This window comes from Microbacterium sp., from assembly GCF_030149085.1.
GTDB lineage: Bacteria > Actinomycetota > Actinomycetes > Actinomycetales > Microbacteriaceae > Microbacterium.
Genome location: NZ_JASBSF010000332.1, coordinates 1 through 10,279 on the forward strand (window position 1 = coordinate 1; position 10,279 = coordinate 10,279).

General features: G+C 67.3%; 11 protein-coding genes. 8 read left to right on the plus strand and 3 right to left on the minus strand.

Annotation, left to right across the window (positions count from 1 at the left end; all coding sequences use genetic code 11):
* Positions 1 to 205: 205 nt before the first annotated feature.
* The gene (locus Q1V87_RS13595; protein WP_300593937.1) at positions 206 to 1,819 is read right to left on the minus strand and encodes an acyl-CoA dehydrogenase family protein; all 1,614 of its coding nucleotides are present in this window, start codon (positions 1,817 to 1,819) and stop codon (positions 206 to 208) included.
* Between the two features lie 103 nt (positions 1,820 to 1,922).
* Between Q1V87_RS13595 and Q1V87_RS13600 the strand changes: the two genes are divergently transcribed.
* From Q1V87_RS13600 to Q1V87_RS13615, 4 genes are read left to right on the plus strand one after another with little or no spacing between them, the layout of a single operon-like run.
* Positions 1,923 to 2,702 carry a glycosyltransferase family A protein gene (locus Q1V87_RS13600; protein ID WP_300593940.1) on the plus strand — a complete coding sequence of 260 codons (780 nt, stop codon included), beginning with the start codon at positions 1,923 to 1,925 and terminating at the stop codon, positions 2,700 to 2,702.
* A gap of 11 nt (positions 2,703 to 2,713) precedes the next feature.
* Entirely contained in the window at positions 2,714 to 3,199 is a 486-nt protein-coding gene (locus Q1V87_RS13605; RefSeq protein ID WP_300593943.1) for an A24 family peptidase, read from the plus strand.
* A gap of 42 nt (positions 3,200 to 3,241) precedes the next feature.
* Entirely contained in the window at positions 3,242 to 4,477 is a 1,236-nt protein-coding gene (locus Q1V87_RS13610) for a YihY/virulence factor BrkB family protein (protein WP_300593946.1), read from the plus strand.
* A gap of 16 nt (positions 4,478 to 4,493) precedes the next feature.
* Positions 4,494 to 5,126, plus strand: coding sequence for a CYTH domain-containing protein (locus Q1V87_RS13615; protein WP_300593949.1), 633 nt, complete (start codon positions 4,494 to 4,496; stop codon positions 5,124 to 5,126).
* A gap of 15 nt (positions 5,127 to 5,141) precedes the next feature.
* On the opposite strand, the gene lpdA is transcribed toward Q1V87_RS13615, so the two are convergent.
* The gene (lpdA, locus tag Q1V87_RS13620) at positions 5,142 to 6,542 is read right to left on the minus strand and encodes a dihydrolipoyl dehydrogenase (RefSeq protein WP_292708037.1); all 1,401 of its coding nucleotides are present in this window, start codon (positions 6,540 to 6,542) and stop codon (positions 5,142 to 5,144) included.
* 155 nt (positions 6,543 to 6,697) lie between these two features.
* Here lpdA and Q1V87_RS13625 point away from each other — a divergent pair, with 155 nt between their 5' ends.
* The 3 genes from Q1V87_RS13625 to Q1V87_RS13635 all read left to right on the plus strand — a co-directional run bounded on the left by Q1V87_RS13625 (position 6,698) and on the right by Q1V87_RS13635 (position 8,505).
* Positions 6,698 to 7,174, plus strand: coding sequence for an FHA domain-containing protein (locus tag Q1V87_RS13625; RefSeq protein WP_300593960.1), 477 nt, complete (start codon positions 6,698 to 6,700; stop codon positions 7,172 to 7,174).
* The gene (locus Q1V87_RS13630) at positions 7,174 to 7,866 is read left to right on the plus strand and encodes a MerR family transcriptional regulator (RefSeq protein WP_300593953.1); all 693 of its coding nucleotides are present in this window, start codon (positions 7,174 to 7,176) and stop codon (positions 7,864 to 7,866) included. Before Q1V87_RS13625 ends, Q1V87_RS13630 begins: the two co-directional genes overlap by 1 nt.
* Positions 7,867 to 7,959: 93 nt before the next feature.
* A complete protein-coding gene (locus Q1V87_RS13635) occupies positions 7,960 to 8,505 on the plus strand; it encodes a MerR family transcriptional regulator (RefSeq protein WP_292708342.1) in 546 nt (181 codons plus the stop codon).
* A 158-nt stretch (positions 8,506 to 8,663) separates the two neighbouring features.
* On the opposite strand, the gene Q1V87_RS13640 is transcribed toward Q1V87_RS13635, so the two are convergent.
* Positions 8,664 to 9,473, minus strand: coding sequence for a ParA family protein (locus Q1V87_RS13640; protein WP_228178571.1), 810 nt, complete (start codon positions 9,471 to 9,473; stop codon positions 8,664 to 8,666).
* A 71-nt stretch (positions 9,474 to 9,544) separates the two neighbouring features.
* Between Q1V87_RS13640 and Q1V87_RS13645 the strand changes: the two genes are divergently transcribed.
* The coding region (locus Q1V87_RS13645; RefSeq protein ID WP_300593957.1) for a biotin carboxylase N-terminal domain-containing protein at positions 9,545 to 10,279 on the plus strand (735 nt) is incomplete at its 3' end.

Below are 10,279 nucleotides of genomic sequence, written 5' to 3' on the forward strand. Positions count from 1 at the left end.
GCCGGATACCTCTCCCCACGTGCGTCGCCGAACATCGTCCAGCGACGAAACCTGTCATCCTCGGCGGGGCTTCGGACGACTTTTGTGGTCTGACATCAGAGTGCCGTACCGAACACCTCCGTCCATAGGGTCTTTGGTCCCGCTCCCACGAGGGACCCATCAAAATCCCGCGACGGATGCCGAGCCCTCTCAGGCCCGAGACACCTCAGGCGCGAGCAGCGATGGATGCCGCGTCAGTGCCGGGCGGCAGGATGCCGTACAGGTGCCCATCGCCGCCGAGTCGGGAACCGATGAACGCGTCGGTGACCGGCGCGGGCGCTGTGCGCACGAGCAACGATCCCTGGAGCGCCAGGGCGAGTGCCGTCACCAGTTCCCGAGCGCGCGCCTCGCGAGCGTCGTCGCGGACGAGGTCCCTGATGAGCTCGCGCGTCTTTCGAACGTGCGCGTCCAGGCGCCTGTCCGCACCGTCTGACCGCGCGAGCTCGGCGTCGAAGGCCTCGAAGCTCTGCGGATCGCGCGAGAGCGCGCGCAGCACATCGAGCGCGATGACGTTGCCCGAACCTTCCCAGATCGCCATGACGGGCTGTTCGCGGTACCGCATCCCGAGCGGGAATGCCTCGGTGTACCCGTTGCCGCCGAGGCATTCCATGGCCTCGTGCGCGTGACCGGGGCCACGCTTGCAGATCCAGTACTTCGCCACGGCGGTGGCCAGGCGGCGGAAGGCTACCTCCTCGGCGCCGGCGGTGTCGTCGTACGCGCGGGCCAGCCGCAGCGAGGTCGCGGTTGCAGCTTCGGTTTCGAGCTGCAGATCGGCGATCACCTGCGTCATCAGGGGCTGATCGATCAGGCGCGCTCCGAACGCGGCACGATGCCGCACATGCCAGGCAGCTTCGGCGGTCGCCTGCCGCATGCCGGCGGTCGACCCCAGCACGCTGTCGAGCCGCGTGCGTGTCACCATCTCGATGATGGTGCGCACGCCGCGGCCCTCGTCACCGACCAGGTGAGCCCGGGCGCCCTCGTACTCGACCTCACTCGAGGCGTTGGCGCGGTTACCCACCTTGTCTTTGAGGCGACGGATGCGGATCTCGTTGCGCGACCCGTCGGGAAGCAGCCGGGGGAGAAGGAAGCACGACAGCCCACCCGGCGCCTGCGCGAGCACAAGGAATGCGTCAGACATCGGAGCGGAACAGAACCACTTGTGCCCGGTGATTTCGTACTCGTCGCCGCCGATCGGCCTCGCGACCGTCGTGCCCGCGCGCACGTCCGAACCGCCCTGCTTCTCGGTCATCGCCATCCCGAACAGCGCACTGCGCTTTCCTGGCACGAGATCGGGTTCGTAGTGGGTGTTCAGCAGTCGCGGCATCCACTCGCGCGCGAGCGCGTCGTGCTGGGCGATCACCGGCACCGCCGCGTGGGTCATCGAGATGGGGCATGCATGACCCGGTTCCACCTGTGCGTAGAGCATGAAGGCGGCGGCGCGCACGACGGATGCCCCGGGTCCCGGACGCCGGAACGCGCCAGTGTGGGCGCCGTCGGCCACCGCTGCGCCGATAATGCGGTGATAGGCCGGGTCGTACTCGACCTCGTCGAGCTGGCGGCCGTAGCGATCGTGCGTGTGCAGCACCGGCTCGCTCCGGTTGGCGCGCACCGCGTCGCGCTGGAAATCGGTTGAACCGACGCGCCGGCCGATGGAGCGCAGTCGCTCCGCGGCATCCGCCCCGCCGTGCGCTTCTACGGCCTCGCGCAGAGCGATGTTCGCCTCGTACTCGTCGAGCCCGGTGCGTTCGGGCGCCTGGTTCGTGACCTCGTGCGTTTTCATCCGACTCCCTCGTCCGTTGCTCCACGGTAAGCCCGCGGGCGCGCGAGTGATTCCCGGATGCGGCGCTCCCGGCATCCGGGAAGCCCGCCGATAGGGTGAGGGGGTGACATCGGCTCTGCGCATCTCGGTTGTCATCCCGTGTCGCAACGATGCCGCCTTCCTGCGCGAATGCCTGTTGGCGCTGCAGAACCAGGAGCGCCCGGCTGACCGCATCATCGTGGTCGACAACGGCAGCACCGACGAGTCAGCCGCCGTCGCCCGGGATGCCGGGGTCGAGCTGATCGACGAGCCGCTCGTGGGAATCTGGCCCGCCGCAGCTCGCGGATACGACGCGGCGCTGCCCACGAGCGACATCATCGCGCGCCTGGATTCCGATTCCCGGCCGCATCCGGATTGGCTGGCCCGCATCGAGACGGCGTTCACGAGCGACAACGCGCTGGGCGTCCTCACCGGAGGCGCCGAGTTCTACGGCGCAGGCAGGATCATCAGCTATCTCGGCGAGCACTGGTACATCGGCGGCGGCAGGGTCTGGGTGAACCTGTGGCTCGGGATCCCGCTGGTGTTCGGCTCGAACTTCGCGATGCGCGCCGCGATCTGGAAACGGGCCCGCACGGTGGTCCACCGCGAGAACTCGCGTATCCACGACGACCTGGATCTCACGATCCACCTGCGCGAGAGCGACGGGGTGCGCTGGGACCGATCGCTGACGATGCCCGTCTCTGCCCGGCCCTTGACCTCGGTACGTGGGCTCGCACGCCGCGTCGGGCGCGTCGTCCCGACCTTCGCCGCCAGCTGGCCGGCGGGCGCTCCCTGGCGCCGCCGCGAAGCCAGCTATCCACAGGAAGACGAGGACGGCGAAAACCGAGGGGTTGCGGTCACCTAGGCTCAGGCTCCATGTCGCTGATCTCGACCGCGCTCACGGTCGCAGCCTTCGTCGCGTTCGCGGTGATCGGCGTGGCCCTCGCGATCATCGACATCCGCAGCCACCGTCTCCCGAACCGTCTCGTCGCGCTGGCCGGCGCCTCGGGTCTGGTGCTGCTGGCCGGTGCTGCGGTGACCGGCGGCGGCATCGACGCGCTCCTGCGGTCGCTGCTTGCGGCGCTGGCTCTCTTCGCCGCGTACCTCGCGCTCCGAATGCTCTCGGCCGGGGGCGTCGGCGGCGGTGATGTCAAGCTCGCGGCCGTGATCGGGCTGTACCTGGGATGGCTGGGGTGGGGGAGTGTGCTGGTGGGAACACTGGCCGGGTTCGTGCTCGGTGGTCTCTTCGCGGCCGCGATGCTCCTCATTCGGCGTGCGGAGCGCCGCACCGCCATCCCGTTCGGACCGTGGATGATCGCTGGCGCCTGGGTGGCCATCACGCTGACCGTGTCAAGCCCCTGACCGTCACGGCTCGACGGCGAGCTTCGCGGCTAGCCTGGATTCATGCCGGCCGCCCTGAAAACGTTCGTCGCCGCGGTTACGAGATGGGCACTGTCGTTGCGCATCGTCCGCACCATGTTGCTCTACGGAGAGCGGCGGGGGCCCGTCCTAGCTGACAGCGTCACCTACCGGGCGCTGTTCTCGATCTTCGCGGCCGCGCTCATCGGTTTCTGGTTCGCGGGCAGGTGGCTTGCCGACAATCCGGAGGCGTGGGATGCGCTTGTCGAGGCTGTCGACACCGTGATCCCTGGCCTCATCGGCGAAGGCGGGGTGATCAGCCTTGACACGCTCGAGTCCGGACTCACGATCGCCGGCGTCGTTGGATTCGTCGGACTCGTGCTCGCATCCCTGGGCGCTATCGGGACGCTGCGCGCGGCGCTGCACGTCCTCGGTGGAACGGTCTTCGACGACGGCTTCTTCCTGTGGGTTCAGCTCAGGAACCTCGCGATGGCCCTGGGGGTCGGACTTGCTCTGGTCGTGACCGCGGCAGTGACCTACTTCGGTACCGCCGGGGTGTCGATTGTCGCCGGGTGGTTGGAATTTTCCCCGGGAACCGTGCTGGTGGGCGTGCTGACGCGCGCCGTCGTCATCGTCGCTGTCTTCATCCTGGATGCGGCATTGATCGCCGCAATCTTCCTCGTGCTCGGCGGCATCCGTCCACCCGCGCGCGCTCTCTGGGCGGGCTCGCTCCTCGGCGCTCTGGGGCTCACCGTGCTGCAACAGCTTTCGGGCCTGTTCGTGCAGGGGGCCTCGAGCAATCCACTGCTTAGCGCATCGGTGTCCCTGATCGCGCTGCTGCTCTGGCTGAACTTCTCGGCACAGGTCATCCTCATCGCCTGTACGTACATCGTCGTGGCGGCCGAGGAGTCGCAGGGCGTCGTGCCGACGGCGCCTCCGGTTACCTTCGCGCAACGCCGCCTCCGCCGCGCGCAAGCCGGATCTCGGGCTGCGACCGCCGAGCTTCTGGAGGCACGCGCCGCCGCCATCGCCGAGGCAGAGGACCTCGGGGATTATGCTCGGGGCATGGCCATTGCACGACTTCACGGAGGCCCGCTCGACGGGCAGGTCCTGCCCCTGGAATCCCCGGATGCAGACACGATGATTGTTCCTTACGGCGAGGGTCAGGTCGTCTACGAGCGACGCGGTGCTCTCGGGCACACGGGCGATCACGACGGACCGACGGAGGGTGAGTTCTTCTTCGTCGAGTCCACCGAAGACATCGCGCCCTCTGACGACTGAACCAGCACTCGCATCGATGGAGCCATCGCAGTCCCTCGAGGTCGAGATCACGTTCGATGTGGATGCCGACATCGACGTCCCCGACTGGACTCAGGTTCCGCTGGTCGTCAGCGTTGCCGAGCCGGAAGTCCGAGAACTCGATGCCGTCTACTACGACACCGCGGACTACATCCTCGGCAGAGCTGGCTACGCGCTCCGGCGCCGAGAAGGTGGGCCGGATGCGGGCTGGCACCTGAAAGGGCCTCGCCAGGGCTCCGGCCGGATGGAGACCGGCTGGCCGCTCGACATCGGTAGTGACGCGGCATCCGTGCCCGGCGTGCCCCCGGAGATCGCCGCGCACATCGCCGATTTGACCACGCATGAACTGGTCGTGATCGCCCGCATTCGCTACACGCGCACCGCGTACGCGTTGCTGGATGCCGACGGCGGCGTCCTCGCCGAGATGGTCGACGACCGGGTGCGCACGCGGGATGAGCGGCGGGGGATCGAACAGGCGTGGCGCGAGTGGGAGATCGAACTCGGACCAGCAGCTCCCGATGACTCGGACGCGCTCACCTCGTTCTTCGACGCGGTGACCGTCGCTGCATATGCCGCGGGCGCGCGCGAGGCCTCGAGCGACTCGAAGCTCGCACGCGCCCTGGGCGTGTGAGGCCTGACCCGCGGGTCAGATGTTGATCATGTGGCCGGCGAGACCGTGGAAGGCCTCCTGCACGGCCTCCGACAGCGTCGGGTGCGTGTGGACGTTCCGCGCCGCCTCGAGAGCGGTAAGATCCCACTTCTGAGCCAAGGTGAGCTCGGGCAGAAGCTCCGAGACATCCGGGCCGATCATGTGGGCGCCGAGCAGCTCGAGGTGCTCGCCGTCGGCGATGACCTTCACGAAGCCGACAGCTTCGCCCAGGCCGTTCGCCTTGCCGTTGGCGCTGAAGGGGAACTTCGCGACCTTCACGTCGTAGCCGGCATCCCGCGCCTGCGCTTCGGTGAGGCCGAAGCTCGCGACCTGCGGCGAGCAGAAGGTGGCGCGCGGCATCATGCGGTAGTCACCGAGCGGCATGGTCTCGGCCTTGCCGATCGTCTCGGCGGCGACAACGCCCTGGGCCTCAGCGACGTGAGCCAGCTGCAGCTTGGCAGTCACGTCACCGATCGCATAGATGTGCGGCACGCTGGTGCGCATGTAGTCGTCGATGTCGATCGCGCCGCGCTCGGTGAGCTTCACGCCGGTCTTCTCGAGCCCGAAGCCCTCGACCCGCGGTGCGAATCCGATCGACATGAGTACCTTGTCGGCATCGATCGAGCCCTGTGCGCCGTCGTTGTTGCCGGTGTAGGCGACGGTGACCCGGTCACCGTGGTCGGTGACGCTCTCGACCTTGGTCGAGGTGAGGATCTCGATGCCGTACTTCTTGTACTGACGCGCGATCTCCTTCGAGACCTCGACATCCTCGTTGGGAAGTGCGCGGTCGAGGAACTCGATGATCGTCACCTTGACGCCGTAGTTGGACAGCACGTACGCGAACTCCATGCCGATGGCGCCGGCCCCGACGATCACGATCGAGGTCGGTAGCTCACGCGTCAGGATCTGCTCTTCGTACGTCACGACGTTCTCGCTCAGGCTCACACCCGGGAGCAGGCGCACCGTGGAACCGGTAGCGATGATCGCGTTGTCGAAGGTGACGGTCTCGGTGCCGCCCTCGGAGGTCTTGACCTCGATCGTGTGGTCGTCAATGAACGAGCCACGGCCGTCGTACTCCGTGATCTTGTTCTTCTTCATCAGGTAGTGGATGCCCTTGACGTGGCCTGACGCCACCTCACGGCTGCGGTCCCAGGCGACACCGAAGTCGAAGTGCACGTCGCCGGAAATGCCGAACAGATCGGCCTTCGCGTGGAACGTGTGGGCGAGATCGGCGTTGCGCAGCAGTGCCTTCGAGGGGATGCATCCCACGTTCAGGCACACCCCACCCCAGTACTTCTCTTCGATGACCGCTGTGGACAGGCCCAGCTGAGCGCTGCGAACGGCCGCGACATAGCCGCCGGGGCCGGCACCAAGGATGACGACGTCGTAGTGAGGCATGATCCCAGCCTATCCCTCGGAACCACCCCGATGGCGCCGCCGTCCGTGGGTGAGAGTGAGGGCGATCCACTCGACATCCGCCCACCAAATCCGACTATCCTGGGGAGCCTGAGGAGGCACCCGTGGAACACAATGCGCCCGCTGAACCCGACGAGATCCGTCGTGCCTCCGGAGACCCCGGAGCCGCGGTTCCGGGTGGTCGAGGGGCGGATACGACGGCTTCGTTCGGACACGATTCCGACCTGTCTTTCGTGCCGTTCGGCAGTGAACTGACCGAAATCGAGCTCGAGGCTATCGACGCGCTCCCCTCGGGATCGGCGCTTATGATCGTCCGATCGGGCCCCACCGCCGGTGCCCGCTACCTGCTGGATGCCGACGTGACGACGATCGGCCGCCACCCCGAGGCGGATATCTTCTTCGATGACGTAACGGTCTCGCGACGTCACGCCGAGATCACCCGCTCCGGTACGACCTTCGAGCTGGTCGATCAGCGCTCGCTCAACGGCACATACGTCAACGGCGAGCGCGTGGATCGTGCTGTCTTGACGAACGGCTCGGAAGCGCGCGTGGGCAAGTTCCGGTTGAACTTCTTCGTCTCCCCGGCCGACCTCGAGCCCCCGGCGGATCAGTGATGGCGGGGGTTCCCGCCCGTGATCGCGCCTCGTCCCCGGGGCTTTTGAGCATCGGTCAAGTTCTCGCGCGCCTTTCTCCCGAGTTTCCCGGGCTGAGTTCGAGCAAGCTGCGTTTCCTCGAGGTGCAGGGAATCGTCACTCCGACCCGCACCGAGTCGGGATACCGCAAGTTCGCTCCCGCGGATGTCGAGCGGCTGCGGCTTGCTCTCACGCTGCAGCGCGATCACTATCTGCCGCTGCACGTCATCCGGGCGTACCTCGATGACGTGGATGCCGGTCGTGACCCCGTCACCCCGATCCCGGCGCCGCCGACCTCCATCGTTGCTGCCCCGCGGCGTTACCGGCGCGACGAGTTGCTGTCTGCCGCCGGAGCAGCGCCGCAACTCCTCAATGACGCGATCAGCACCGGGATCATCACCGCCGCGGAACACTACACGGAGCAGACGGTGGCTCTGCTTCGGTGCCTCGTAGCCCTCGATCGCCACGGCATCGAGCCGCGTCACATCCGCACTCTCCGCCAGAGCGCCGAGCGTGACGCAGCCCTCGTTGAATCTGCGGTTGCGCCCCTCGCGCGCCGAACCGACGCGACCTCGCGAGGCAGAGCCGAGGAACTCGCGCCCGAACTCGCGCGTCGCCTGGAAGAAGTACGCTCGATTTTCCTGCGCTCTGCCCTCGAGCGATTCCTCTCGTAGTGCGACACGCCGAGACGCGACGGCCGGATGTCGTTGCCCGAGCCTCTCGGCTGATCTAGCGTTGACATGTCCGATCGAACTGGGGAGGTTGCCATGACGGCACGCGAGGCGGAATCGACGCCCAGCCTGACGGCAGACCTCTTGTTCACCGACGGCCTTCCAGCCCTCGACGACGAGGTCGGCTACCGCGGAGCTGTCGCTGCACGAGCTGCGGGCATCACGTATCGGCAGCTGGACTACTGGGCTCGCACGGAACTCGTCGAGCCGACAGTGCGGGGAGCATCCGGTTCCGGGTCGCAGCGTCTCTACGGCTTCCGCGACATCCTCGTGCTCAAGCTCGTCAAGCGCCTCCTCGATACCGGCATATCGCTGCAGCAGATCCGAACCGCCGTCGAGCAGCTGCGCGCGGCCGGCATCCGTGATCTTGCCGGAACCACGCTCATGAGCGATGGTGCTTCGGTGTACCTGTGCACCTCGAACGATGAGGTCATCGACCTTGTTAGCCGCGGTCAGGGTGTGTTCGGTATCGCCGTCGGCAAGGTGTGGCGTGAGGTCGAGTCGACGCTCGTCGAGTTCGATCCGCAGGCACCGGATGTCGTTGACGAGCTTTCTGCCCGGCGCGCCGCACGCTCAGCCTGAGGGACCGTTGGCCGACGTCCCGGCCTTTGCCGCTGCATCCGCTCTGCCATTCGCGAGACTGCAACGTGCCCACGAGACTGCGCGCTTCGGACGCACTCTGGCGGGCACATTGCGGTTTCGTTGAGGCCGGTCTCCGCGGGGGCAGTGCTTCGGTGTGATCAGGAAGCGGCGGCGTCGGGGGAGGGAATCCGCCCGGTGCGCATGACGCGGTCCAGGATGGCGTCGAAATCCGCCGCAAGCTCTTGCGCCGAGTCGCCGGGCCAGATGTGGAGCGGCTTTGCCGCACCCTGAGCCTGCTGCAGCGACGTGCGCTCGGGAAGCTGGGGCGAGAGCACCAGCGGGCCGAACATCTCACGCAGTTCCTTGATGCGGAACTGGTGCTCGATCGACTGCGGGCGTACCCGGTTCACGACGATGCCGAGCGGCTGAAGACGGGGGGAGAGGCCGCGGCGGATCTCCTCGATCGCGCGCAGGGCCCGGTCGGCTGCTGCAACCGAGAACAGACCCGGTTCGGTGATGACGATCACGCGGTCGCTCGCTGCCCACGCCGTGCGCGTGAGCGCATTCAGCGAGGGCGCGCAGTCGATGAGGACGAGGTCGTAGTCGGCCTCGATGGTTGCGAGAGCTTCCTCGAGCTTCCACACGTCGCGCACACTCGGGTGCGGGCCGTCGAAGTTGATCGCCGAGGGTGACCCGATCATGACGTCGATCGTGCCGGGGTGGACCTTCGCCCAGCCGCTGGCGGTGATCGCCTGACGGACGACCTTCTCTTTCGGGTTGGCGAGAACGTCGGCGACGTTGAGCTTGCCGGCCACCTGGATGTCCATGCCGGTGGAGACATCCGACTGAGGGTCGAGATCGACCACGAGGGTGCGGACACCTCGGGCGAAGGCGGCGGAGGCAAGCCCCAGCGTGACAGTGGTCTTGCCGACACCACCCTTGAGCGAGCTCACCGACAGTACGTGCACGAGGCTCTACGTTACCGTCCCCTAGGCTGGGTGCACACTCAGGCAGGCCCCGTCACCAACAGCGAGGTGTGATGTTCCGCAAGATCCTGGTAGCAAACCGCGGCGAGATTGCGATCCGAGCCTTCCGAGCGGCCTTCGAACTCGGGGCCCGCACCGTGGCTGTCTATCCCTACGAGGATCGCTACTCGTTGCACCGGCTGAAGGCCGACGAGGCCTACCAGATCGGCGAGCCGGGGCATCCGGTGCGCGCCTACCTGGATGTCGACGAGATCATCCGCGTCGCCCGAGAGAGCGGCGCCGACGCCATCTACCCGGGCTACGGCTTCCTCTCCGAGAACCCGGAACTGGCCGAGAAAGCTGCAGCAGCCGGCATCACCTTCATCGGGCCCCCCGCCGCGGTCCTCGAGATGGCTGGCAACAAGGTCACGGCCAAGCAGCACGCCGTGGGTGCCGGGGTGCCGGTGCTGCGGTCGACGGATGCTTCGGACGATGTCGACGCGCTCGTGGCGCAGTCTGCCGAGATCGGCTTCCCCATCTTCGTGAAGGCCGTCGCCGGTGGTGGCGGGCGCGGGATGCGGCGCGTCGAGACACCGGAGGAGCTGCCGCCAGCTCTTGCCGAGGCAATGCGTGAGGCTGGCAGCGCGTTCGGTGACTCGCGGGTGTTCCTCGAGCAGGCAGTGCAGCGCCCGCGGCACGTCGAGGTGCAGATCCTCGCCGACAGCACGGGTCACACGGTCCATCTGTTCGAGCGCGACTGCTCGGTGCAGCGGCGCCACCAGAAGGTGATCGAGATCGCGCCGGCGCCG

Bases quoted from the DNA above. Each gene is read 5' to 3' on its own strand.
- Q1V87_RS13595 (WP_300593937.1), bottom strand. From the start codon at position 1,819: ATGAAAACGCACGAGGTCACGAACCAGGCGCCCGAACGCACCGGGCTC.
- Q1V87_RS13605 (WP_300593943.1), top strand. From the start codon at position 2,714: ATGTCGCTGATCTCGACCGCGCTCACGGTCGCAGCCTTCGTCGCGTTC.
- Q1V87_RS13610 (WP_300593946.1), top strand. From the start codon at position 3,242: ATGCCGGCCGCCCTGAAAACGTTCGTCGCCGCGGTTACGAGATGGGCA.
- Q1V87_RS13615 (WP_300593949.1), top strand. From the start codon at position 4,494: ATGGAGCCATCGCAGTCCCTCGAGGTCGAGATCACGTTCGATGTGGAT.
- lpdA (WP_292708037.1), bottom strand. From the start codon at position 6,542: ATGCCTCACTACGACGTCGTCATCCTTGGTGCCGGCCCCGGCGGCTAT.
- Q1V87_RS13630 (WP_300593953.1), top strand. From the start codon at position 7,174: ATGGCGGGGGTTCCCGCCCGTGATCGCGCCTCGTCCCCGGGGCTTTTG.
- Q1V87_RS13635 (WP_292708342.1), top strand. From the start codon at position 7,960: ATGACGGCACGCGAGGCGGAATCGACGCCCAGCCTGACGGCAGACCTC.